The sequence below is a fragment of the Marinitenerispora sediminis genome (assembly GCF_003336425.1).
GTDB classification, from domain to species: domain Bacteria; phylum Actinomycetota; class Actinomycetes; order Streptosporangiales; family Streptosporangiaceae; genus Marinitenerispora; species Marinitenerispora sediminis.
The window spans coordinates 1-23817 of record NZ_QEIO01000053.1; the positions used below are offsets into that span (position 1 = coordinate 1).

General features: G+C 73.6%; 19 protein-coding genes and 1 pseudogene. 14 read left to right on the forward strand and 6 right to left on the reverse strand.

What is annotated here, in order from left to right:
* Positions 1–14: 14 nt before the first annotated feature.
* Positions 15–908: a transposase gene (locus DEF28_RS12440; protein ID WP_114400938.1), complete on the reverse strand. Its 894-nt coding sequence runs from the start codon at positions 906–908 to the stop codon at positions 15–17.
* Positions 909–998: 90 nt separating this feature from the next.
* Here DEF28_RS12440 and DEF28_RS12445 point away from each other — a divergent pair, with 90 nt between their 5' ends.
* The 7 genes from DEF28_RS12445 (at position 999) to DEF28_RS12475 (ending at position 8413) form a co-directional block, all read left to right on the forward strand.
* Positions 999–2312, forward strand: coding sequence for an ABC transporter substrate-binding protein (locus DEF28_RS12445; RefSeq protein ID WP_233515263.1), 1314 nt, complete (start codon positions 999–1001; stop codon positions 2310–2312).
* 122 nt (positions 2313–2434) lie between these two features.
* Entirely contained in the window at positions 2435–3436 is a 1002-nt protein-coding gene (locus tag DEF28_RS12450) for a carbohydrate ABC transporter permease (RefSeq protein ID WP_114399942.1), read from the forward strand.
* Positions 3433–4350, forward strand: coding sequence for a carbohydrate ABC transporter permease (locus DEF28_RS12455; protein WP_114399941.1), 918 nt, complete (start codon positions 3433–3435; stop codon positions 4348–4350). Before DEF28_RS12450 ends, DEF28_RS12455 begins: the two co-directional genes overlap by 4 nt.
* Positions 4351–4409: 59 nt before the next feature.
* Complete coding sequence (locus DEF28_RS12460; RefSeq protein ID WP_114399946.1) at positions 4410–5855, forward strand: GH1 family beta-glucosidase; 1446 nt, start codon at positions 4410–4412, stop codon at positions 5853–5855.
* A 107-nt stretch (positions 5856–5962) separates the two neighbouring features.
* Positions 5963–6988: a LacI family DNA-binding transcriptional regulator gene (locus DEF28_RS12465; protein ID WP_181874412.1), complete on the forward strand. Its 1026-nt coding sequence runs from the start codon at positions 5963–5965 to the stop codon at positions 6986–6988.
* A gap of 326 nt (positions 6989–7314) precedes the next feature.
* Positions 7315–7563, forward strand: a complete 249-nt coding sequence (locus tag DEF28_RS12470; RefSeq protein WP_114399940.1) for a hypothetical protein — start codon at positions 7315–7317, stop codon at positions 7561–7563.
* Between the two features lie 169 nt (positions 7564–7732).
* The gene (locus DEF28_RS12475) at positions 7733–8413 is read left to right on the forward strand and encodes a hypothetical protein (protein ID WP_114399939.1); all 681 of its coding nucleotides are present in this window, start codon (positions 7733–7735) and stop codon (positions 8411–8413) included.
* Positions 8414–8471: 58 nt separating this feature from the next.
* Here the strand turns inward: DEF28_RS12475 and DEF28_RS12480 are convergent, their stop codons facing one another.
* Positions 8472–9692, reverse strand: a complete 1221-nt coding sequence (locus DEF28_RS12480) for a M15 family metallopeptidase (protein WP_233515264.1) — start codon at positions 9690–9692, stop codon at positions 8472–8474.
* Positions 9693–10207: 515 nt separating this feature from the next.
* On the opposite strand from DEF28_RS12480, the gene DEF28_RS12485 reads away from it, so the two are divergent.
* The 4 genes from DEF28_RS12485 (at position 10208) to DEF28_RS12500 (ending at position 15015) form a co-directional block, all read left to right on the forward strand.
* Positions 10208–13237 carry a sensor histidine kinase gene (locus DEF28_RS12485; protein WP_114446145.1) on the forward strand — a complete coding sequence of 1010 codons (3030 nt, stop codon included), beginning with the start codon at positions 10208–10210 and terminating at the stop codon, positions 13235–13237.
* Between the two features lie 230 nt (positions 13238–13467).
* Positions 13468–13869, forward strand: coding sequence for a roadblock/LC7 domain-containing protein (locus DEF28_RS12490; RefSeq protein WP_114396897.1), 402 nt, complete (start codon positions 13468–13470; stop codon positions 13867–13869).
* 20 nt (positions 13870–13889) lie between these two features.
* Entirely contained in the window at positions 13890–14390 is a 501-nt protein-coding gene (locus DEF28_RS28405) for a DUF742 domain-containing protein (protein ID WP_233515265.1), read from the forward strand.
* A 34-nt stretch (positions 14391–14424) separates the two neighbouring features.
* On the forward strand, positions 14425–15015 hold the full coding sequence (locus DEF28_RS12500) for a GTP-binding protein (protein WP_114396905.1): 591 nt from the start codon (positions 14425–14427) through the stop codon (positions 15013–15015).
* A gap of 82 nt (positions 15016–15097) precedes the next feature.
* Here DEF28_RS12500 and DEF28_RS12505 read toward each other — a convergent pair whose 3' ends face one another.
* Complete coding sequence (locus DEF28_RS12505) at positions 15098–15598, reverse strand: Lrp/AsnC family transcriptional regulator (RefSeq protein WP_114396895.1); 501 nt, start codon at positions 15596–15598, stop codon at positions 15098–15100.
* Between the two features lie 272 nt (positions 15599–15870).
* On the opposite strand from DEF28_RS12505, the pseudogene DEF28_RS12510 reads away from it, so the two are divergent.
* Positions 15871–16242: pseudogene (locus DEF28_RS12510) on the forward strand (DUF2000 domain-containing protein); the annotation flags it as partial.
* Positions 16243–16272: 30 nt separating this feature from the next.
* On the opposite strand, the gene DEF28_RS12515 reads toward DEF28_RS12510, so the two are convergent.
* The 3 genes from DEF28_RS12515 to DEF28_RS12525 form a co-directional block, all read right to left on the reverse strand.
* A complete protein-coding gene (locus DEF28_RS12515; RefSeq protein ID WP_114396893.1) occupies positions 16273–17427 on the reverse strand; it encodes an acyl-CoA dehydrogenase family protein in 1155 nt (384 codons plus the stop codon).
* Between the two features lie 5 nt (positions 17428–17432).
* The gene (locus DEF28_RS12520; RefSeq protein WP_233515270.1) at positions 17433–19667 is read right to left on the reverse strand and encodes an acetyl/propionyl/methylcrotonyl-CoA carboxylase subunit alpha; all 2235 of its coding nucleotides are present in this window, start codon (positions 19665–19667) and stop codon (positions 17433–17435) included.
* Between the two features lie 202 nt (positions 19668–19869).
* A complete protein-coding gene (locus DEF28_RS12525) occupies positions 19870–21480 on the reverse strand; it encodes a carboxyl transferase domain-containing protein (protein ID WP_114396903.1) in 1611 nt (536 codons plus the stop codon).
* Between the two features lie 152 nt (positions 21481–21632).
* Between DEF28_RS12525 and DEF28_RS12530 the strand changes: the two genes are divergently transcribed.
* Positions 21633–22301 carry an SACE_7040 family transcriptional regulator gene (locus DEF28_RS12530; protein ID WP_114396892.1) on the forward strand — a complete coding sequence of 223 codons (669 nt, stop codon included), beginning with the start codon at positions 21633–21635 and terminating at the stop codon, positions 22299–22301.
* 777 nt (positions 22302–23078) lie between these two features.
* On the forward strand, positions 23079–23801 hold the full coding sequence (locus DEF28_RS27530) for a DUF998 domain-containing protein (protein WP_158562804.1): 723 nt from the start codon (positions 23079–23081) through the stop codon (positions 23799–23801).
* Positions 23802–23817: the final 16 nt, after the last annotated feature.

The following is a 23817-nucleotide window of genomic DNA, read 5'->3' on the forward strand; positions in this document are numbered from 1 at the left end:
TTGATGGGGGTTCCTCAATGGTCGTAAGCCACGAGCGAGCGTTTGACCGGCGCTCCGATCAGCCAGTTGTGCCAGATCGCGGCGTTGAGGGCGAGGATGCGCTGGCAGGTGCGGGCCCAGAGTCCTTCCTGGGTGCGTGCGGCGTGGCGTTCCAGGCCGAGCTGGTTCTTCAGGGTCCAGATGACCGCCTCGATGCGCTGGCGCAGCCAGCCGGGGAAGATACCGGGGACGTCCTCGTCGCGGCGTACCGGGCGGATGAGTACGTGGCCCAAGGCGGCGGCGGCCTTCTCGATCCCGGCCCCGGCGAACCCCTTGTCGCCCACGATCGGGCACGGCCCCGGTGCGCACTGCTGCACGTGGAGCAGGTGCAGGGCTTGCTTGCGTTCGTCCAGCTCTTTGGGGTTGGCCAGGGAGAATGCGCATACGGCACCGTCTGGGGTGGTGATGAGCAGGAGCTTGGCTCCCCAGTAGAAGGCGTGGTGGGACTTGTCCATGCCGTAGCCGGCGATCTCGCCCAGGCCGGATCGGTTCACGGTCACGCGGGAGGCTCCGCAGCGCACCGGGGTGCCGTCCATCAGCCGGAGTTTCTCCTGGTAGGTGGGTGTGGCGCGGGCCAGCCACATCGCGACCGCGAAGAGCACGGGAGCCAGAGCGCGCAGGTGCCGGTTGTACTCCGATTGACCGGGGAGGCGGGGGAAGAGGTGGCCGATCCTGCCGGGGGCCGTCCGCAGCCACCGGCGTTCGGAATCGCATCCCAGCAGGACTTGGGCCACGGCCACGCAGACCAGCTCGGCGTCGGTGAGCAGCCGCGCGGGTCCGCGTGTTCGCATCGACTGTCCTGAAGGCAGGACGTGGTCGTCAAGATGGACGTAGAGTGCGGTGAGAAGGGCGTCCAGGTTGTTGGTCACACATCGATCGTGGGCGCCCTTCGCCATGCCCGCAGCCGGTTCAACAAAATCCCATCAACGATCTAGTTGGCGAGCGACGCGTCGTCAACCATGTCTGGAACAGGGGTCGAGATGCAGAACCTGCTACGTCCCGGCTGGCGGGCCGCCATCGCGGCGGCCGGCGCCGGAGTGCTGCTGGCCGCCACCGCGTGCGGCGGCGGATCCGGGGAGGCCGACGGCGAGGTCACCCTCGTCGTCGACACCTTTGGTGTGTTCGGCTACGAAGAGCTGTACCAGCGCTTCGAGGAGGAGAACCCTGGGGTCACCATCGAGGAGCGCAACATCACGGACCTCGCCGACTACACCCCCCAGCTGCAGCAGAACATCGCGGCCGGCAGCGGCGCCGGCGACGTCGTGGCGGTCGAGGAGGGCATCCTCGTCCAGTTCCTCCAGCAGGCCGACCGCTTCGTGGACCTCAACGAGCACGGCGGCGCCGAGCTGGAGGCGAACTTCCTGCCCTGGAAGTGGGAGCAGGGGCACACCACAGACGGCCGGCTGATCGGCCTGGGCACCGACATCGGCAGCATGGCGATGTGCTACAACGTCGAGCTCTTCCGCGACGCCGGGCTGCCCACCGACCGCGAGGAGGTCGGCGAGCTCTGGCCCACGTGGGAGGACTTCATCGAGACGGGCCAGCAGTTCCAGGAGGCCGACACCGGGGCGTCGTTCGTCTCCACGATCTTCCCCTACTTCAACGTGCTCAAGGCCCAGGAGGGCGACCACACCTACCAGAACACCGAGGGCGAGCTGGTCATCGAGACCAACCCCGCCGTCCGCGGCTCCTGGGAGACCGTGACCTCGATGGCGGAGGCGGGGCTCTCGGCCAACCTGCCCCTCTGGTCCGACGAGTGGAACGCCGGCATCCAGAACAACACCTTCGCCACGCTGCCTTGCCCCGCGTGGATGCTCGGCCACATCGAGAGCACCGCCGGCGACGCCGGCAACGGCAGGTGGGACGTCGCCGCGGTGCCCGGCGGCGGCGGCAACTGGGGCGGCTCCTTCCTGTCCGTCCCCACGCAGAGCGAGCACCCGGAGCTCGCCGCGGAGCTCGCCATCCTGCTGAGCAGCCCCGAAGGCCAGCTCGCCGCCTGGAACGCCGCCAACAACCTGCCCTCCTCCGAGGAGGCCATCGACAGCGCCGACGTCCAGGAGTTCACCCGCCCCTACTTCAACGACGCGCCCGTCGGCCAGATCTACGGGGCCAGCGCCCGTGAGCTGGAGCCGGTCTACTTCGGTCCGGACAACCAGGCCATCGACGACGCCTTCCGCGCCGCCCTGGAGTCGGTCGAGCAGGGACAGGCCAGCCCCGACGAGGGGTGGCAGCGCGCCGCCGAGGAGGCGGAGCGCGCGGCCGGCGAGGGCTGAGCCGCCGGACCCGCAGCCGGCGGCCCGGCTCCCCGCCCTCCCGTCCCCGCTGTGCGCGGCCGTGCGCCGCGTACGGGGGGCCGGGCCGCCCCATCCATGAGACCAACCCAGGAGCGCGTGACGTGACCACACTGGATCGCGGCGGACCCGGGGCGCCCCCCGGCCCGCCGCCGGGCGCCGGGCGCGGCCGGCCCACCACCGGCGACGACGCCCGGGAGCGCCGCCGCGCCCTCGCCGGCCGGCTGGACGCCAAGGGATCGCCCTACCTCTTCATCGCCCCGTTCTTCCTGCTGTTCGGGGTCTTCGGCCTGTTCCCGCTGCTGTACACGGTGTGGGTCTCCCTGCACGAGTGGAGCCTCATCGGCGGGAACGAGGGCTTCGTCGGGCTGGACAACTACGTGCGGCTGGCCACCGACGGCAAGTTCTGGAACGCCCTCTACAACACCATCGGCATCTTCGCCATCGCGGTCGTGCCGCAGCTGCTCATGGCGCTGCTCCTCGCCGACCTGCTGAACCGCCGGCTGCGCTGGAGCGGCTTCTTCCGCATCGGCCTCATCCTGCCCTACGTGACCTCCATCGCCGCGGTGGCCATCGTGTTCGGGCAGCTGTTCGGCCCCCAGTTCGGCATGGTCAACTACCTGCTGGAACTCGCCGGGGTCGATCCGGTGGACTGGCGGGGCGAGAAGTACGCCTCCTGGGTGGCGATCGCCGTCATGATCGACTGGCGCTGGACCGGCTACAACGCGCTGATCTACCTCGCCGCCATGCAGGCGGTGCCGCGGGACGTGTACGAGGCGGCGGCCATCGACGGCGCGAGCCGGCTGCGCCAGTTCTGGCAGATCACCATCCCGCTGCTGCGCCCGACGATCATCTTCACCGTCATCATCGCCACCATCGGCCAGATGCAGCTGTTCACCGAACCCGCCGTCTTCGGGACCGACGGCGCCATGAACGGGGGCACCCAGAGCCAGTTCCAGACCGTGATGATGCTCGTCTACCAGGAGGCGTTCCGGTACGGCAACTACGGCTACGGCTCGGCCATCGCCTGGATGCTGTTCCTGCTGATCGTGCTGTTCTCCCTCCTCAACGTCCTGGTGACCAGCCGGATTCGGAGCGCCACATGACCGCCAGTACCACCGGTAGCGCCGCCGTGCCGGCGGCCGCGCGCCGGCCCTCACCGCCGCGGGCGCGGACCCGCCGCCGCTCCGGCGGAATGCGCGAGGCGACCCCGCTGACCTACGCCGCGCTCGTGCTCACCCTGGTCCTGTCGGTGTTCCCGCTGTGGTGGATGTTCGTGGTGGCCACCCGCGACTCCGCCGCCGCGTCCGCCCGCCCGCCGTCCCTGCTGCCCGGGCCCAACCTCGGCCTCAACATGGAACGGCTGTTCGCCAACAGCACGGCGAACTTCACCACCGGTCTGATGAACTCGCTGATCGCCGCCACCACCGTGGCGGTCTCGGTCGTGCTGTTCTGCTCGCTGGCCGGGTTCGCCCTGGGCAAGCTGCGGTTCCGCGGCCGGGCCGGATTCACGGCCGCGGTCGTCGTGACGATGGCGGTCCCGGTGCAGGTCGGTGTGATCCCGCTGCTCATGCTGATGGAATGGCTGGGGTGGCGGGGCGAGCTGCAGGCGGTGATCGTCCCGTTCATGGTCAGCGGATTCGGGGTGTTCATGATGCGGCAGTACGTGCAGCAGACCATCCCCGACGAGCTGCTGGAGGCCGCGCGGATCGACGGCTGCTCCACCTTCCGGATCTACTGGAGCGTCGTGCTGCCCGCGCTCCGGCCGGCCATGGTGGTGCTGGGCCTGCTGACCTTCATGACCGTGTGGAACGAGTTCATCTGGGCGCTCGCGGTGCTCACGCCGGCCAACCCGACCGTGCAGTACTCCATCAACCAGCTCAACCTGTCGGCCTTCTCGCGCGACTTCGCGCTGATGTTCACCGGTGCGGCGTTCGCCACCCTGCCGCTGCTGATCATTTTCGTCGTCCTCGGCCGCCAGCTGGTCGGCCGGATCATGGAAGGTGCGATCAAAGCGTGACTCCACGACAGTCCCCCGCGTCCCCCGGCGGCACCGCCACGGGCGCGGTCCCCGCGGAACTGCCAGCCGAGGGGGCGCCCACGCGGTTCCCGGCCGGCTTCGTCTGGGGCGCCGCCACGGCGTCGTTCCAGATCGAGGGCGCCACGACCGCCGACGGCCGCGGACCGAGCATCTGGGACACCTTCGCGGCCACCCCCGGCGCGGTGGTCGGCGGCGATACCGGGGAACCCGCCACCGAGCACTACCGCCGCTACCGCGAGGACATCGCCCTCATGGGCGAGCTCGGGCTCGGCGCCTACCGGTTCTCGGTCGCGTGGCCGCGGGTGCGCCCCGACGGCGCCGGCGCCCTCAACCCGGCCGGGCTCGCCTTCTACGACCGCCTGGTGGACGCGCTGCTGGAGGCCGGCATCGAGCCGTGGCCGACCCTGTACCACTGGGACCTGCCGCAGGCGCTGGAGGACGCGGGCGGCTGGCCGCACCGCGACACCGCCCTGCGGTTCGCGGAGTACGCCGTCGCTGTGCGCGACGCGCTCGGCGACCGGGTGGCCACCTGGAACACGCTGAACGAGCCGTGGTGCTCGGCGTTCCTCGGCTACGCGCAGGGCGTGCACGCCCCCGGGCGCCGCGAGCCCGCCGCCGCGCTGGCCGCCGTCCACCACCTGCTGCTCGGGCACGGGCTGGCGGCCGCGGAGATCCGCGGCGGGCGCACCGCCGACGGGCGGCCGCACCGGGTGGGGCTCGTCCACAACCAGACGGTGCTGCGCCCGCACACCGCCAGCCCGGCCGACCTCGACGCCGTGCGGCGGATCGACGGCCTGCGCAACCGGATCTTCACCGACCCGGTGCTGCACGGGCGCTACCCGGCGGACGTGCTGGCCGACGTCGCCGGCGTCAGCGACTTCGGGTTCGTCCGCGACGGCGACCTGGCCGCCGTGTCCGCGCCGATCGACCACCTCGGCATCAACTTCTACAACCCGCAGTGGGTCTCCGGCGACGTGCGCGGCATCGATCCCGCGGTGGTGGAGGGCGACGGCGACGCCACCTACGTCGGCAGCGAGGACGTCCGGTTCGTGCTGCAGGGGCTGCCCCGCACCGCCATGGGGTGGGAGGTCGACGCCAGCGGCCTCTACGACGTCCTCATCCGGCTCGCGGCGGAGCAGCCGGGCCTGGACCTCTACGTCACCGAGAACGGCGCCGCCTACGAGGACGAGGTGGGCGTCGACGGCGCCGTGCACGACGCGGACCGGATCGGCTACCTCGACCAGCACCTGCGGGCCGTCCACCGGGCCATCGCCGACGGTGTGCCGCTGCGCGGCTACTTCGCCTGGTCGCTGCTGGACAACTTCGAGTGGGCGCTGGGCTACAGCCGGCGGTTCGGCCTGGTGCACGTCGACTACGCGACCCAGCGCCGGGTGGTCAAGGACAGCGGGCGGTGGTACGCGGGCGTGGCCCGCAGCGGGGAGCTGCCCGCGCCGCCGTCCGCGGCCGCTGCCGACCACCTCTGACCATTCCCCCGACCAAGATCGGCGGCCTCCTCGGGTGTACCACAATTGGTGGCAGCCCGAGGGCCGCCGGACCGGCGGCCGGGACGCGTGACGGGGGTGGGCTGAGGATGAATGGTCGGCGGCAGCGGCCGACACTGGAGATGGTGGCCGAACACGCGGGGGTGGGACGGGGCACCGTGTCGCGTGTCATCAACGGATCGGAGCAGGTCAGCCCCGCGACGCGGGACGCGGTCCTGAACGCGGTACGGGAGTTGGGCTACGTGCCCAACCACGCGGCCCGCACCCTGGTCACCCAGCGCACGGACACCGTGGCGCTCGTGGTGTCCGAACCCGACGAGCGGCTGTTCGAGCAGCCGTTCTTCGCCCACATCGTGCGCGGGGTCAGCGCGGTGCTGGACGAGCGGGGCCTGCAGCTCATGCTCACCATGGCGCGCTCGGCCAGCGACCACGAGCGGCTGGGCGAGTACCTCACCGGCCGGCACGTCGACGGTGTGCTGATCGTCTCGCTGCACAGCGACGACCCGCTCCCGGACCGGCTCGCCGAGGCCGGCGTGCTGTGCGTGCACGGCGGCCGTCCGCTCGGCCAGAGCCGGCACCCCCTGCACTACGTCGACATCGACAACGTGGGCGGCGCCTACGCGGCCACCCGCCATCTCGTCGCCTCCGGGCGGCGCCGGGTGGGCACGGTCGCCGGGCCGCAGGACATGGTGGCGGGCGTGGACCGGCTGCGCGGCTACCGGGACGCCCTGCGCGACGCCGGCCACCGGCTGGACCCGGAGCTGGTGGCGGTCGGCGACTTCAGCTACGAGAGCGGCGCCGAGGCCATGGGCAGGCTGCTGCGCGCGGCACCGGACGTGGACGCGGTGTTCGTCGCGTCGGATCCCATGGCGCTCGCCGCGCTGCGGGTGCTGCGCGCGGCGGGCCGCCGCGTCCCCGACGACGTGGCGGTGGTCGGCTACGACGACTCCACCCTCGCCCTGCACGCCGATCCGCCGCTCACCACGGTGCACCAGCCCACCGAGCAGATGGGACGGGAGATGACCCGGCTGCTCACCGACGCCCTGGCGGCCGGCACGGAACCCTCGGAGAACGTGGTCCTGGACGCCCACCTCGTCATCCGCGAGTCCGGCTAGGGCCGGTGGCCCGGGGCCCCGGGGGCGGCCGGCGCGTGGTGGTGGCCGTGGGAGAAGCGCGGCGCGACCTGGGCGGATCCGGCCGCTCCTGGCCACCGGTGTCCGAGATCTCCCTCTGGACGGTCGCGCGGGCGCTGTGCCAGTCTGGGCGGGCTCCAGCGAGGCGACGGGAGGAGAGCGATGCCGCGCAACTCGGAGCCGCCGCCGTGCGGGCGCTGCAAGGGGACGGGCAGGATCACCTACCAGCGCCCCAGACGCGAGACGGACGGTTCCGTCGTCTTCGTGGACAGCGTGGAGGACTGCGACACGTGCAGGGGGACCGGCAAATGCGGGTGAGGCGGACACGCGAGCGCTGCCAGCTGGAGACCTGCGAGTGGTGCGACCGTGACGACTGGTCCTGCCGGTTCTGCGACGGGTCGGGGTGGTGGCGCCCGGAGATGCCGCACCGGGACGGCAGCGGCGTGATCGACTGGATCCGGGTCGAGGAGCCGTGCCGCATGTGCGACGGAACCGGCAAGGAGCACAATCCGCTCGCCGGCGGCGGCTCGGCGCTGCCCGCGCAGGCCGGCGCCTGACGCCCGGACCGGTCCGCCGCCGGAACTCCGGCGAACATCGCGGGTTTCCCTGTCCGGAGCGCGACATGTGCGGCGCCTTCGCCGGCGACTTGTACATCTCCCGCCCGGGGACGCCGTGATCGGGGCGATAATCGACCCGCACGGTTCATCCTCGGGGAGGGGTACACACATGCGCTGGGTCACCTATCTGTCGCCCAGTGGGGGAGCGGAGCGGCCCGGTGTCGTCGATGACGGCTGCGTGTTCGGGTATCCGGGGCACGAGAGCGTGCCCGCCCTCCTGGCCGAGAACCGCGACGCGCTCGCCGACGCCTACCAACGCGCCCTCGCGGCGCCCGTCGAGATCATCGTGGAGTTCGAGACCCGGCTCTGCCCGCCGGTCCGGCCGAGCGCACCGGTCACGGTGGTCGTCGGCGCGGGGGAGCGGCGCGAGGTCGACCCGGCACTGGTGCGCGGTACCGACGACGGCGTCATGCTGCCCGCCGGGATGCCGGCGGTCTCCGCGGCGCCGGGGGTCGCCGCGGTGTTCGGCGGCGGCGGCCGGCACGCGGGGTACTGCCTGGCCTGCCTGTGGCGGACACCGGAGGGCGCGGACGTCGCCCTCACCCTGGGGCCGGCCATCGTGACCGGCGACGAGTTCGACGGATCGGACCTCGCGGTGACGGCCGCGGCCGACGGCACCGAGCTCGCAGCGGCCGTCCTCGACGGCAAGCTCGCCTGGGCCGAGGGCCTGCGCGGCGAGATCGTGGCCGCGCTGCCGGCCGGCACCCGCCCGCTGGAACCGGGGGAGGAGCTGTTCATCGACGGCGGCGTCCTCGGTGAGTACGAACTGCGGGTGGGCTCGGGCGCCTAGTTCCTGCCTGGGGCCCGGGGGGCTGGTCAGCCCGTGCTCGCGCGCCCCGGAGGCGGCGTTACGGCGCCGCGTCGAACTCCCAGTGCCACGGCTCGAAACCGCCCTGGGCCCAGGCGGGGTTGTGCCAGCCGTGGGCGGGGGCGTTCGCCATCAGCCACGCGTACTCCGGGGAGCCGTACCGCTCGACCCCGCCGCACAGGTCCACCGCGGTGCCGAGGCCGTGCGTGCTGGTCCCCGGGCGCGCGGCCATGCCCGGCTGCTTGCGCAGGAAGAGCACCACCTGCTCGTCGAGCGGCCGGTAGGAGTCGGTGACGCACATCGGCCGGCCGAAGCGCTCGCGGAACGCGCCGTCCAGCCGGATGAAGGCCGCCGCGGCGTCGGCGCGCAGCATCTCCCCCGGCTGCGGGAGCGGGCACAGCGCCGACTCCGGTATCCGGCCGTTGCGGAAACCGCGGGCCACGGCGCCGCATCCCGGGCGTGGGTCCGCGGAGGCGCTGTCCCCACCTGCCGCGTCGGCCGCGCGTTCGGCGCGCCGCAGCGCGCGTTCCCGCCGGCGCTCCAGCCCGGCGCCGTCCTCCCGCGCGGCGGCGAGCCGCGCCTCCAGCTCCGACTGCTCGCCGAGGATGCCGGCCATCGCGTCCCGCTGCTCGTCCAGAGCCCGCAGCGCCGCGTCGCGGGCCTCGGCGGCGGCGTCGGTGGCCTGCCGGCGCTCCTCGCGCGCCTCCCGCGCGCGCCGCCGCAGCGTCTCGGCGGCGACGCCCGCGGCGTCGGCCCGGAGCACCACGGCGTCCTGGCGCTCGGCCAGCAGCTGCATGTAGCCGCTGCGCTCCAGCACCTCCTGCGGGCCGGCGGGCTCCGTCCAGGCGTGCATCATGCTCAGGTCCGCGCCCTGGTAGGCCGAACGAGCGTAGTCGGCCGCGCCTCGGCGGCGCTCCCGGCGTGCGGCGGCGGCGCTCTCGGCCACGCGCTCGGCCGCGGTGAGCTCCTCCTCGGCCTCGGCCAGGCGCGCGGCCTGCGCCTGGTAGGCGAGGATGGCGTCCTCCGAGGCCGCCTGGAGGTCGTCGAGCCGGGACCGGACCTCCGCCAGCCGGGCGCGCAGGGCGCCGAGGGACTCGGCGCGGCCGGCCGCGGTACGCAGCGCGCGGTCGGTCTCCCCGGTCTCCGGGACGCCCTCCGCCCCCGCGGCCGGCGCCGCCACGCCGAGGACGGCGGCCAGGGCCAGCAGGACGGCCGTGCCCGGCGGGCCGAGCCGGCGCCGCCGGGTCGGTCGGTGGGCCACTCGGTGGCTGTGCTGCACGGACGCTCCCCCCGAGACGTGCGTAGGCGGCATCACGATCGCACATCGGTGGGGTTACTCCTGGTAACGACGTCGGCGTGTCCAAAACGTTATGAAAAACCTGGAGGCTGGCTCCCAGGGCGTGGACCTGCGGCGGGACACGGCCGGGTGCGGGGCGCCGTGAACGGCGGGGCGACGCCGGATGTGTGGTGATCTCTGCTAATAGCGCAAAACGTGAGCATCTGCGGCCACATGCCACATTGGTACGCTATCGACCTCACGTGCACTGTTTCGGTTTAATGGTGCGCGACGCCTCTCCCCCCTCATGAGGCGAGCCCAGCACCGAAATCCAGGTATCCCCTGGTACTCCTGCTTTTTCGATGACGGACAGCCCTCCCCGCCGGCGGACCGGCGGGCGCCGCGGTCCTCTGGGTCTCCTCACCGGTCCACGCGCGACCCCTCATGAGGGACCACGTCCATATGCCCGGAGGCGGTGACACGAAAGGGTGCGAGGGTCCGTGTCGACACGAGCGACGAACGGCGCAGCCGACGCCACACAAGATGGCCTGGCCGCGCAGGGCGACGCCGCGGAGGGCGCGCCACGGCGGCGCGCCCAACGATGGGCGCCGCGCAACTGGCGGGTGCGCTCGCGCCTGCTCGCGCTCATCGTCATCCCGACGGTGGCCGCGGTGCTGCTGGGCGGGCTGCGCATCACGGAGAACGTGCAGGACACGCTGACCCACGAGCGCATCGAGACGGCGGCCACGCTCGGCGAGGCCATCGTGGACCTGGCCAACGAACTGGGGCGGGAGCGGCTGCTCACGGCCGCCTACATCGCCGAGTCGCCCAACCCGGCGAACCGCTCCCAGCAGCGCCGGCTGGAGCTGGAGGAGCAGCAGCAGGTCGTCGACCAGGCGGTGAACGAGGTCCGCACCGGCGCCCTGGAACTGGGGGAACCCGGCACCGACCTCGCCGGCGACCGGCTCAGCGGCATGCTGACCGCTCTCGACGGCCTCGGGGCGATCCGCAACGAGGTGGCCGACACCCGTGTCACCGTGCTGCCGGCCGTCACGAAGTACCGGCAGCTCACCAACACGCTGATCGGCTTCAACGAGACGATCGCCGAGAACACCGGCGACACCGCGCTGCGCGAGAGCGTGCGGGCCATGACCGCGCTGAGCAAGGCGCGCGACCAGCTCTCCTACGAAGCCGCGCTCATGCTGCACTCGCTGATGCGCAACACCATGTCCGGTGGCATCCAGGAGGCCGTCGAGAGCACCCGGGCGCGCTACGAGAACGAGATCCAGAACTTCACCGCCAGCGCCACCGTCGACCAGCGCAAGATCTACGACGACATCTTCAGCGGCCTGGAGGTCAACCGCATGGCGACCATGCGGCTGCGGGTCATGATGCGCGTGGACACCGGGCAGCCGCTCACCGGCCTCACCGCCGGCGACGCCCCCGCGGACTACCTGGAGGTGGCCGGCGAGTCGCTGGACCGCATGCAGGAGGTCGAGGCCGCGCTGTCCGGCGAGGTCCGCCGGCAGGCCGCCGACCTGAAGACGGGCGCCCGCGGCGACGCGCTCGTGGACTCCGGGTTCATCCTGGCGCTGCTCGCCGCGGTCCTGGTGATGACCCTGCTGGTCGTGCGCTCGATGGTCGGGCCGCTGCGGGCACTGCGCGAGGGCGCGCTGCGCGTCGCCGAGACCGAGCTGCCGCGGGCCATCGCCCGGATGCGGGAGAGCAGCGCCGGACCGGGGGAGGTGCGGGTCGCCCCCGTCGGGGTGGACTCCTCCGACGAGATCGGCGAGGTCGCGCGCTCCTTCGACGAGGTCCACCGGGTGGCCGTCCGGCTGGCCTCCGACGAGGCCGCGCTGCGCAGCAACGTCAACGCGATGTTCGTGAACCTGTCCCGGCGCAGCCAGACCCTGGTGGAGCGGCAGCTCCGGCTGATCGACGGCCTGGAGCAGAGCGAGCAGGACTCCGACCGGCTCGGGGACCTCTTCCAGCTCGACCACCTCGCCACCCGCATGCGGCGCAACAACGAGAACCTGCTGGTCCTCTCCGGGCAGGACAACGCGCGCAAGTGGGCGCAGCCCATCCCGCTGGTCGACGTGCTGCGGGGCGCGCTCTCCGAGGTCGAGCAGTACGAGCGGGTCAACGTCCGGGCGCCGTCGCACATCTCCGTGCTCGGCCGGCCGGTCAACGACGTCATCCACCTGGTGGCCGAGCTGGTGGAGAACGCCACCTCCTTCTCCGCGCACGACACCCAGGTCTCGGTCACCGCCCGCGCGCTGGAGAGCGGCGAGGTGATGATCGAGGTCTCCGACAGCGGCATCGGCATGCCCCCGGAGGAGATCGAGGCCGCCAACGAGCGGCTGGCCAAGCCTCCGGTGATCGACGTCGCCGTCTCCCGGCGCATGGGCCTGTTCGTGGTCGGCCGCCTGGCCGCCCGGCACGGGATCCAGGTGCGGCTGCGGCCCGCCCACAACGGCGGCGTGACCGCGCTCGTCGCACTGCCGGCCGACCTGCTCATCAGCCCGGTGGACTCCGCCGCGCCGCCGGCCCTGGGCACCGGGCGCGGCGGCGTCCCCGACACCTACGCGGAGGCGACGGCGGCGTTCGCCGCCAACCCGGCTCCCTCCGACCCCGCGGACGTGTGGCAGGCGCCGGCGGCCGGCGACCGGCCGTCCTGGCAGCGCGAGACGCCCTCCGGGCTCCCCAAGCGCAACGGCCAGGCGCGCCGCGGCGAGGAGGCGCCGCCGGAGCACCCGCCGAGCGGGCAGGACCTGTGGGGCGACACCGGCTGGCTGCGGCCCCAGGACCCGGAGCCGGGCGCCCCGGCCGCACCCGCCGGGCCCCACGGCGCCGGCTTCCCGCCGCCCGCCGGCGGGCGGCCGCACGCGGGCGAGGAGCGGCACGACGCCCCCGCCGGGCCGGAGAACCGCGAGGGCTACGGCTCCACCGCCTACCTCTCCCGGCGGCACGGCAGCACGCCCGGCAACCGCACGGTGGTCCCGCCGAGCCCGGAGTCCAACAGCGAGCCGCTGCCGATATTCGACTCCATCGAGTCCAACTGGTTCCGGCGGCGGTCCGGCCGGCCGGCCGTCACCGCACCGGACACCGGCCCCCTGAACATCGTGGACGACCCGCGCCGGGCGCCGCGGGACGGCGCGGAGCGCTCCGGCGGCCGCCCGGCCGGCCTGGACGCGGCGAAGTGGTCCACTCCCGGCGGTGCCGGATCCGAGACCGAGCGCCCCCGCGCCACGGGAGCGGCGGCGGACCCGAAGTGGGACTCCGAGGCCGACCGCGGCTGGGAGGCGGCGCGCTCCGCGGCCGAGCCGCTCGCCGGCGGGCTGACCTCCGCGGGCTTGCCAAAACGCGTTCCCAAGGCAAACCTTGTTCCGGGCACGGCTCCCGTGCCGGAGAATTTCAAGCAGATCCCGGCCCGCTCGGCGGACCAGGTCCGGAACCGCTTCTCCAGTTTCCAGCAGGGGGTGCGCCAGGGCCGGAGTGAGGCCGGCGACCGACGGCCCAAGGAGAAGTAGTGCGCACCGCCAACGTGCCCGCGGACGCGGATCCGGCGTGGGGTAGCTGGATCCGCCGGATCCGCGATCCGCGCGAACCGCCCGCCGAAGATCACGGATGAGCTATGAATTAGCATCATCCGCACTTCTTGGACAATGATCCCCAATAAAGTCACTCACGATGAAATCTTGGCTTTTGGCCGGCTCCGAACCGCACGGCCATGCGAAGGCTGGGACCGACAGGAGAGCAGATGAATCAACCGGTGAATGAGCTCAACTGGCTGATCACTGACTTCGCCAACCGTGTACCCGACGTCGCGCACGCGATCGTCGTATCGGCGGACGGGCTGCCACTGGCCGCCTCGGCGGGGTTCCCCACCGACCGGGCCGACCAGCTCGCCGCGATCGCGTCGGGTCTGTCCAGCCTGACCCAGGGCGCCGCCCGGGTGTTCGAGGGCGGAGCCGTCGCGCAGACCGTGGTCGAGATGGAGCGCGGCCTGCTGCTGATCATGGCGATCAGCGACGGGTCGTGCCTGGCGGTGCTGGCCGCCGCCGAATGCGACCTCGGTCTCGTCGCCTACGAGATGACGCTGCTCGTGGACCGGGCGGGACGGGCGCTGACTCCGGCAGCGCGCACCTCGGGAATCCACTGACCCACCACCGACAGGAGGAAGTGGTGGCACCACCTCACGGTAGAGAAGCCGGGAGCGCCTCGTGGTTCGGACAGCATCCCGACGGCGCGCCCCGCGCGGTGCCGGACGGTCCGATCGGCGGTGATGTTCCACGCACAGGCCAGCAACCACCAGACCAACAACAACAGCCGGCCGCGAGCGGCGCGCCCAGTTCCCTGGTGCGCCCCTACGCGGTGACGCGAGGTCGGACCAAACCGCGCTCCCAGCTGCCCATGGAGGCGCTGATCTCCACGACCCTGACGGCGCGCAACGAGTTCGGGATGCTGACGCCCGAGTGCCAGGCGATCAGCGACCTGTGCCGGGAGTGGCGCTCCGTGGCCGAGATCTCCGCCCTGCTGCGGATCCCGCTCGGCGTCGCCCGGGTGCTCGTGGCCGACATGTCGGAGCAGGGCCTGGTCCAGATCAGAACGTCGCTCAACACCGAAGGCCGGCCCAACGCCAACCTGCTTGAAAGGGTGCTCAGTGGACTTCGCAAGCTCTAGCCCGGCCGATGAGGGCGGTGCTGTGGCGAGCGCGATGACGTCGGTCAAGATCGTCGTCGCCGGAGGCTTCGGCGTCGGCAAGACGACGTTCGTGGGTTCCGTCTCCGAGATCGTGCCGCTGACCACCGAAGCGGTCATGACCAGCGCGAGCGTGGGCGTCGACGACCTGGCGAAGACGCCGGACAAGCAGACCACCACGGTCGCGATGGACTTCGGCCGGGTCTCGCTCGACTCCGACCTCATCCTCTACCTGTTCGGCACGCCCGGCCAGCACCGCTTCTGGTTCATGTGGGACGACCTGGTCAAGGGCGCGATCGGCGCCGTGGTCCTGGTCGACACCCGCCGGCTCGCCGACTGCTTCCCGGCCATCGACTACTTCGAAGAGGCGCGGCTGCCCTTCATCGTGGCGATCAACGGCTTCGACTCCTACTACCCGCACGACGCCGCCGAGGTCCGCGACGCGCTCACGCTCAGCGAGGACATCCCCATCGTGCAGTGCGACGCGCGCGACCGCGGCTCCACGAAGGCGACGCTGATCCGGCTGGTGGAGCACGCCATCACCGTCGGCGACACCGCCTCCGCCGGCCAGCCGACCTCCACCGGAGGGCAGACCTCGTGGAGGTAGCCCCGAGCAGGCGTCGCCGATCGTCGTGAGAGGCGCACCCATGGCTCCGTCCCCATAGGTGCGCCTCCGACCGGGCCGGCCGTCAGCCGCCGCCCGGCCGGCGCCGGGTGCGGGCGGTCCCGGGGCGGACCGGCTCCACCGCCGGGGCGCGCAGGTGCTCGTAGACCACGCTGGTCTCCACGTCGGCCACCTCCGGGCGCTGGGTGAGCCGGTCGATGACGAAGCCGTACAGCGCGTCGGTGTCGGGCACGGCCACGTGCACCAGGAAGTCCTTGTTGCCCGACGTCACGAACACCCCCACCGTCTCCGGGAGCCGTGCGACCCACTCGCGGAACGCCTCGATGTTGTGCCGGGACGGCGGCCGGATCCGCACCGAGATCATCGCCTGCACGTGCCGGCCGAGGGCGTCGAGGCTCACCTCCGCGCGGTAGCCGCGCACGACCCCCCGCTCCCGGAGCGCCCGCACCCTCTCCAGCGAGGTGGAGGGCGCCACCCCCACCGCGGCCGCGAGATCGCGGTTGGTCATCCGCGCATCCTTCTGCAGTTCCCGCAGAATCGCCCGGTCGAGTTCGTCGAGGACCATCGAAACCCCTCACGTGCCGAATTTCGTTCGGCGCGGCTTTCCTCCGCCCGCATACCGAACTAGCGTTCAGCGCGATCACCGCACCGTGCGCGATCCTACGCCGGCCGTCGACGTCGATGCTTCGGCGCCGCCCGGCCCCCCCAGCGCGCCGTGCCGAGGAACGAGGAGAACACCGGATGCCCGACCAGCTGACCCGCCCCGCCCCCTTCGAGCTCGACCCGGCCGACGTCCGGCCGGACGCCTCCACCCGCGTCGCCCGGATCAAGTGGGTCATGGTCATCGACACCGCGCTCGCCCCCGGCCTCGCCGCCAACACGGCCGGCTGCCTGGCCGCGGCCGTGGGCGGCCGGGTCCCGGGCATTCTCGGCCCGGACGGCACCGACGCCACCGGGCACAGCCACCCCGGACTGCCCTGGACGGGGTGCTCCGTCCTCGGCGCCGACGCCGCCACCCTGCGCCGGATCCGGGAGAAGGCCGCCGGCAAGGACGGGCTGCTCGTCGTCGACATGCCGCGGATGGCCCAGACCAGCCGGGTGTACGAGGGGTACCTGGAGACCCTGGCCGGGGCGGACCCGGCCGAGATCGAGTACAGCGGCATCAGCGTCCTCGGCCCGCGCAACAAGGTCGACAAGATCGTGGGACGGCTGCCGCTGCTCGGCGCCGCCTGCCCCGGATCAGGCCGGGAGCCCCAGGTCGCGGGCGATGAGCATCCGCTGCACCTCCGACGTCCCCTCGCCGATCTCCAGGATCTTGGCGTCGCGGTAGAAGCGGCCCACCGGGTAGTCGTTCATGAAGCCGTACCCGCCGAAGATCTGGGTGGCGTCGCGGGCGTTGTCCATCGCCGCGTTGGAGGCCACCAGCTTGGCGATGGCGGCCTGCCGCTTGAACGGCTCGTCGGCGAGCATCCGGGACGCGGCGTCGTAGTAGGCCAGCCGGGCGGTGTGCGCGCGGGCCGCCATGTCGGCGATCTTGAACTGGATGGCCTGGTAGCCCCCGATGGTCCGGCCGAACGCCTCGCGTTCGGCCGCGTAGCGCAGCGACTCGTCCACGCAGCCCTGCGCCAGGCCGACCGCCAGCGCGGCGATCGCGATCCGGCCCTCGTCCAGGATGCGGAGGAACTGGGAGTAGCCCGCGCCGCGGCGACCGACGAGGTTGGCCTCGGGGACCCGGCAGTCGGTGAAGACGAGTTCGTTGGTGTCGGAGGCGTTCCAGCCCACCTTGGAGTACTTCTGGCCGACCGTGAAGCCCGGGGTGTCGGACGGCACCAGGATCGCCGAGATCTCGGGGCGGCCGTCCGGGCGGCGTCCGGTCACCGCCGTCACGGTGGCCAGCGCGGTGATGTCGGTGCCCGAGTTGGTGATGAAGGACTTGGTGCCGTTGACCACCCACGCGCCGTCCACGAGATCGGCCGTGGTCCGGGTGGCCGAGGCGTCGGAGCCGCCGCCCGGCTCGGTGAGGCCGAACGCGCCGAGCGCCTCGCCGGAGCACAGCCGCGGCAGCCACGTCTTCTTCTGCTCCTCGCTGCCGAACCGGTGGATCGGCATCGCGCCCAGCGAGACCCCCGCCTCCAGGGTGATCGCCACCGAGGAGTCCACCCGCGCCAACTCCTCCAGCGCCAGGCACAGGGCGAAGTAGTCGCCGCCCATCCCGCCGTACTCCTCGGGGAACGGGAGCCCGAACAGCCCCATCCGGCCCATCTTCGCCACGATCTCGTACGGGAACGCGTCCCGTTCGTAGAAGTCACCGATCACGGGCGCGACCTCGTCTCGGGCGAACTCCTCGACGGTGCGGCGCAGTTGCGCGTGCTCCGGTGCCAGTCGGTGGTCCATGACGCTCACTCCTCAGCGGTGGCGGACGCCCCCTGCGGACCGGCCGGGGTCTGCGGCGGCTCGGGGGCGATGACGGCCAGGATCATGTCCATGGCCACGGCCTGGCCCGGTCGGACCTCCAACCGGGTGACGACTCCGTCGACGGGCGCGGCGACGGCGTGCTCCATCTTCATGGCCTCGACCACGACGACTGGGGCCCCGGCGCTCACCCGGGCGCCCGGCTCGACCGGTACGGCGAGGACGGTGCCCGGCATCGGGCTGCGGAGCGTGCCGTCGCCGGCCGCCGCCGCGGCGCGGGCCGGGGCGAACGCCGGCTCCTCGGCGATCCGCCAGGCGGCGCCCGCCACACCCAGCCACAGGGTGCCCTCGGGGGCGGTCTCGTGCGGGGCGACACCCGCTCCGGCACCGCCGCGGGCCGCGCGCGCGTACCGCCGGGTGTGCCCGCCGTAGCCCACGTCCAGCGCGCGGCCGCCGGCCGCGCGGGCGGCCGTGGCCGCGACCACCGGGCCGTCGGCGACCCGCACCTCGTAGTGGTGCGGCCGGCGGGCGTCCCGCCGCACCCGCACCGTCACCGGCGCGCCGCCCGGGACGCGCAGCCGCCACGGGGTCCACGCCGGTCCGCCGACCCGCCAGCCGTCCGGGACGTCGAACCGGTCGGCGACCGGGCCGGCGGGCTCCAGCGCGAGCTGGCAGTCCAGGGCCGCCGCCGCGTACACCTCCTCGGGCACGTCACCGGAGCCGGCGAGCCGGGGGCGCAGCCGCTCGGTCAGCCCGGTGTCCAGCCGGCCGGCCGCCACCTCCGGGTCGCGCAGCAGGCCGCGCAGGAACGCGACATTGGTGGTGCAGCCGAGTAGCGCGTAGCGCCCGAGCGCGGCGTCCAGGCGGCGCAGGGCCGCCGACCGGTCCGGCGCCCACGCGATGACCTTGGCGAGCATCGGGTCGTAGGCCGAGCCGACGACGGCGCCTTCGGCCAGCCCGGAGTCGACGCGGACCTCCTCGCCCCGCGGCTCGTCCAGCAGCAGCACCGACCCGCCGGTGGGCAGGAAGTCGCGGGCCGGGTCCTCGGCGTAGACCCGCGCCTCCACGGCGTGCCCGGCGAGGCCGACATCGGCCTGGGTGAACGGCAGCGGCTCGCCCATGGCGATCCGGAGCTGGAGTTCGACGAGGTCGATCCCGCGGTGCCCGCCCACGGTGACGACGGCCTCGGTGACCGGGTGCTCGACCTGCAGCCGGGTGTTCATCTCCAGGAACGCGTAGTCGACGGCATCCGTCCACAGGGAAGGGGCCTGTGGCGGTGAGGTGAGGTCGGCGTCGGCTTCACTTGAATCATCGCCTGCGTGGCTGGGAACGCATAGCAGGGGTTCCCCCGGGACCTCCGCACCGGCGTGCCCGCCGCCGGTCCCGCCCGGTGGGGCCCCCGCGGTCCCGGAGTCCGCCGGGGCGCTCGCGACGATGAACTCCACCGTGCCCGCGCCCACGTACCCGCACGCCTTGGCCGCCGCCACCGCGGCCTCGCCCATGGCGGCGCGCTGCGCCGGGGTGAGCAGCGGCGACGGCGCCTCCTCGACGATCTTCTGGTGGCGGCGCTGCAGGCTGCACTCGCGCTCGCCCAGGTGCAGCACCGCGCCGTGCGCGTCGGCGAGCACCTGCACCTCGATGTGCCGCGGCCGCTCCACGAACCGCTCCACCAGCAGTGTGTCGGAGCCGAACGCGCCGCGCGCCTCCCGCCGCGCCGCGGCCGCGGCCTCCGGCAGCTCGGCCGGGCCGCGCACCAGCCGCATGCCCTTGCCGCCGCCGCCCGCCGACGGCTTGATCAGCAGCGGGTAGCCGACGTCGGCGGCGGCCCGCAGCAGTTCGTCGTCGGACATCGGCGCGCCGTCCCGCTCCGCGAAGCCGGGGAGCAGGGGGACGCCGGCATCGGCCACCGTGCGCTTCGCCCGGATCTTGTCGCCCATCGCCTCGATCGCCTCGGGCGGCGGGCCGATGAACACCAGGCCGGCTGCCGCGCAGTCCCGCGCGAAGGCGGCGTTCTCCGACAGGAAGCCGTAGCCCGGGTGGACCATGGTCGCGCCGGTGGCGTGGGCGGCGGCGATGACGGCCGCGCCGTCCAGGTAGCCGGAGGCGCCGCCGTCGTCGCCCACCTGGACGGCGACGTCCGCCGCCCGCACGTGGGGCGCCCCGGCGTCCGCGGCGGTGTGGATCGCGACCGAGCGCATGCCGAGGCGGCGCAGCGTGCGCATGACGCGCACCGCGATCTCGCCGCGGTTGGCCACGAGAACGGTGGTGGTGGCAGCCCCCGTGGCGTGGACGGAGGAGCTCTCCGCGGCGTGGACGGGCGAGCTCTCCGTGGCGTGAACGGACAGACTGGCCTGGTGCGGTCTCATGTCCGGCTTCGCTCTCTCCGTGGCTGGTGGGTCGGGGTCGTCGTCGCGGCGCGGTCGGTCACATCCGGAACACCCCGTAGCCGACCGGCTCCAGCGGTGCGTGCCGCGCGGCGGCCAGCGCGAGCCCGAGCACAGTACGGGTGTCGGCGGGGTCGATCACGCCGTCGTCCCAGAGCCGCGCCGTGGAGTAGTACGGGCTGCCCTGCTCCTCGTACTGGGCGCGGATGGGCGCCTTGAACTCCTCCTCGGCCTCGGCGGCCCACTCCTCGCCGCGGGCCGCCATCTGGTCGCGCCGGACCGTGGCGAGCACCGACGCCGCCTGCTCGCCGCCCATCACCGAGATGCGGGCGTTGGGCCACATCCACAGGAACCGGGGCGAGTACGCCCGGCCGCACATGCTGTAGTTCCCGGCGCCGAACGAGCCGCCGATGACCACGGTGAACTTGGGGACGCGGGCGCAGGCCACGGCGGTGACCATCTTCGCGCCGTGCTTGGCGATGCCGCCGGCCTCGTAGTCGCGGCCCACCATGAACCCGGAGATGTTCTGCAGGAAGACCAGCGGGACGCTGCGGCGGTCGCACAGCTCGATGAAGTGCGCGCCCTTCAGCGCGGACTCCGAGAAGAGGATGCCGTTGTTGGCCACGATGCCCACGGGGTGGCCGTGGACGCGCGCGAACCCGGTGACCAGGGTGGGCCCGTACTCGGCCTTGAACTCCGTGAACTCGCTGGCGTCGACGACGCGGGCGATGACCTCCCGGACGTCGTAGGGCGTGCGGGTGTCCGTGGGGACGATCCCGTAGATCTCCTCGGGGTCCAGCGCCGGCGGCCGGGCCGGCACCCGGTCCCACGCGGGCGCGGGGCGGGGGCCGAGCGTGGCCGCGATCTGCCGGACGATCCCGAGCGCGTGCGCGTCGTTCTCGGCGAGGTGGTCGGCGACCCCCGAGATCCGGGCGTGCACGTCGCCGCCGCCCAGTTCCTCGGCGCTGACCACCTCGCCCGTGGCGGCCTTCACCAGCGGTGGGCCGCCGAGGAAGATGGTGCCCTGGTCGCGGACGATCACCGCCTCGTCGCTCATCGCGGGGACGTAGGCGCCGCCGGCCGTGCAGGAGCCGAGCACCGCCGCGATCTGCGGGATGCCGAGCCGCGACATCGTGGCCTGGTTGTAGAAGATGCGGCCGAAGTGCTCGCGGTCCGGAAAGACGTCGTCCTGCATGGGCAGGAACGCGCCCCCGGAGTCGGCGAGGTAGACGCACGGCAGGCGGTTCTGCAGTGCCACCTCCTGCGCGCGCAGGTGCTTCTTCACGGTCATGGGGTAGTAGCTGCCGCCCTTGACGGTGGCGTCGTTGGCCACCACCACGACCTCGCGGCCGTCGACCCGGCCGACCCCCGTGATGATGCCGGCTGCCGGGGCGTCCTGCCCGTCGGGGCCGTACATCCCGTAGCCGGCGAGCGGGGAGAGCTCCAGGAACGGGGACCCGGGATCGAGCAGCGCGTCGACCCGGTCGCGGGGCAGCAGCTTGCCGCGCTCCACGTGCCGGATGCGGGTCTTCTCGGGACCGCCAAGCGCGGTGGTGGCGATCCGCTCGCGCAGTTCGGCGGCGAGCGCGCGGTTCGCCGCGGCGTTGGCGGCGAACGCCGCGCCTGCCGTGTCGATCGCCGAGGTGAGCACGGGTGCCCCGCTCATGGCTTCCCCTCCGTGGTGCCGCCGAGGCGGCCGTGTTAGTGGGCGCTAACATGGCAGATGTTAGTGGTCGCTAACATCGGTGTCCAGGATCACAGCGCGCGGCCGGGGCCGGCTTCCGCGCGCCGGAAGGAGGCCGGATGGCGAGCAGTCCGGCGCGGTCCCGCCGCGTGACCATCCTGCGGGCCGCGGCCGACCTGTTCGCGGCGCGCGGCTTCCACGGGGTGTCGATCGAGGACCTGGGGCGCGCGGTCGGCACCACCGGGCCCGCGCTCTACCGGCACTTCCCCGGCAAGGAGGCGCTGCTGGCCGCGATGCTGCTGGACGTCAGCGAACGCCTGGCCGCCGGCGGGCGGGCGCGCGTGGCGGCGGCGGCCGATCCCGAGAAGGCCCTGGCCGGGCTGCTGGACGGCCACATCGCCTTCGCCCTGGACGAGCCCGCGCTGATCACCGTGCACGACCGCGAGTTGGGGAACGTGCCGCCCGACGAGCGCCGCCGGATCCGCCGCCTGCAGCGCGGCTACCTGGAGCAGTGGGTCCAGGTTCTCGCCGAGCTGCACCCGGCGGCTCCGACCGCCGCGCTTCGGGCGGCCGTGCATGCGGCGTTCGGCCTGCTCAACTCCACGCCGCACATCCTCGGCGACCTCCCCCGGGAGGAGACGGCCCGGCTGCTGCACACGATGGGCCGGTCGGCCCTGCTGTCGGTGCGAGGGGCGGGCGCGGGGGCCCCGACCGACGGGAAGGGACCGGAGCACGTCGCCCCCGGCGCGGCGGGCGCCCCCGGCGCGGCGCCGCCCCCGCCGGGGTGACACGGGCCGGGGAGCCTCCCACGCCCGGCGAACTGGGCGGACGGCGATGCCGGCACCGCCGCACGGTCCGGGTCCCGCGCACGGTCGGGGAGGCCGGCCGCGTGAGCGGGATGGGCGCGGCCGGGGTTCCGGCCCTTCCTCCGGCACCTCGGCCAGAGGGCGTCTGCCAGGAGGGGCGTCCGGCCAGCTGCGGCTGGGGTGAAGCCCGGTGCGGTGGGGCCGGTGAGCCGGCCGAGGCGGCCTGGAAACGGATCGAGCCGGCGCCGCCCCGAACCGATGGCCGTGGCCGAGCGGCGGCGTGATCACCGCCGGGGGCCGACGGGACCCGGGGGCGGTCCGCGGGCGCGCCGTGGCGCGCATTCCCTGAACCGCAGGGCCCGTGGAGGGCCTGTGATGAGCGGTACCCGCGCTCAGACCGGGACGGCACCCGCTCCCGGCCGACGGACGGGATCCAGGCCAAGGGCGACGCGATCAGCGGCATCATGCGACCCTCCCCGTTGGCTCCTCGGCCGGGAACCGCGCTCCGGGCGGGGCCGGCGAGGGCGCGGAGCGGTCTGGCGCGGGGGCCGCGGGCGCGCGGTGCCGCACCGCGGGCGCGTCCCCCGGGGAGCGGCCTCGCGGTCGTGCCCGCGGATCGGCGGGGCCGCCGCATGCGGCGCCGTTCCGTGGGCACGGGACGTCAGGAGGCCGCCCCGGGTCGGCCGCCGCGGCTCCGGCCTACGCGGCGGGCCGGGGGCGGGGTCCGACAGATCCGGAACCAGACAGGAGGCAGCGCACGTGCTCGGAACGGAAGAACACGAGGTCCCCGCAGTGTCGCGGAGCACCCGCCTCGGAGCCATCGCGTGGCTGCTGGGCGCCGCCCAGTTCCTCGCCGCCCACCTCGTCGTGCAGTGGGCGTGGCCGCAGCCCTACAGCTGGTCGGCCAACAACGTCAGCGACCTCGGCGCCGTCGAGTGCGGCGACTGGGCCGGCCGCTACATCTGCTCGCCGCTGCACGGCGTCATGAACGCGTCCTTCGTACTCCAGGGGGTGGCGTTCATCGCCGGGGCGCTGCTCGTCCGGACCCTGTGGCGGCGCGGCGCTGTCGCGTCGTGGGGCGCCGGGGTGCTGCTCGCCGTGGCGGGTGCGGGCTGGATCATCGTGGGTCTGGCTCCGGCCGACGTGCAGCCGCAGGCGCACTCCGCGGGCGCGCTCCTGCTGGCCGCCGGCAACGTCGGCCTCGTCCTGGCGGGCCTCGGGGCCCGCGCGGGCGCGCTGCGGCCCACGGCCTCCACCGCCCTCGTGCTCGGACTGGTCGGGGTGGCCGCCACGGTGCTCTTCATGACCGGCATCGACCTCGGCCTGGGGCTGGGCGGCATGGAGCGCTTCTGGATCCTCCCCGCCCAGATCTGGACCGTCCTGGCGGGCGCTGTGCTGCTGCTCGCCCGCGAGGGGGTGATGGGGACGCCGGCCCGCCGCGGCCCCCGGCGGCCGCGGCGCGACGTGCGGCGCGGCGCCTGAGCGGACCGCCAGACGG

Coding starts and splice junctions, on each gene's coding strand:
- DEF28_RS12445 (WP_233515263.1), top strand. CDS start 999: ATGTCTGGAACAGGGGTCGAGATGCAGAACCTGCTACGTCCCGGCTGG.
- DEF28_RS12455 (WP_114399941.1), top strand. CDS start 3,433: ATGACCGCCAGTACCACCGGTAGCGCCGCCGTGCCGGCGGCCGCGCGC.
- DEF28_RS12465 (WP_181874412.1), top strand. CDS start 5,963: ATGAATGGTCGGCGGCAGCGGCCGACACTGGAGATGGTGGCCGAACAC.
- DEF28_RS12470 (WP_114399940.1), top strand. CDS start 7,315: ATGCGGGTGAGGCGGACACGCGAGCGCTGCCAGCTGGAGACCTGCGAG.
- DEF28_RS12475 (WP_114399939.1), top strand. CDS start 7,733: ATGCGCTGGGTCACCTATCTGTCGCCCAGTGGGGGAGCGGAGCGGCCC.
- DEF28_RS12490 (WP_114396897.1), top strand. CDS start 13,468: ATGAATCAACCGGTGAATGAGCTCAACTGGCTGATCACTGACTTCGCC.
- DEF28_RS12500 (WP_114396905.1), top strand. CDS start 14,425: ATGACGTCGGTCAAGATCGTCGTCGCCGGAGGCTTCGGCGTCGGCAAG.
- DEF28_RS12505 (WP_114396895.1), bottom strand. CDS start 15,598: ATGGTCCTCGACGAACTCGACCGGGCGATTCTGCGGGAACTGCAGAAG.
- DEF28_RS12515 (WP_114396893.1), bottom strand. CDS start 17,427: ATGGACCACCGACTGGCACCGGAGCACGCGCAACTGCGCCGCACCGTC.
- DEF28_RS12520 (WP_233515270.1), bottom strand. CDS start 19,667: ATGCGCACGCTGCGCCGCCTCGGCATGCGCTCGGTCGCGATCCACACC.
- DEF28_RS12530 (WP_114396892.1), top strand. CDS start 21,633: ATGGCGAGCAGTCCGGCGCGGTCCCGCCGCGTGACCATCCTGCGGGCC.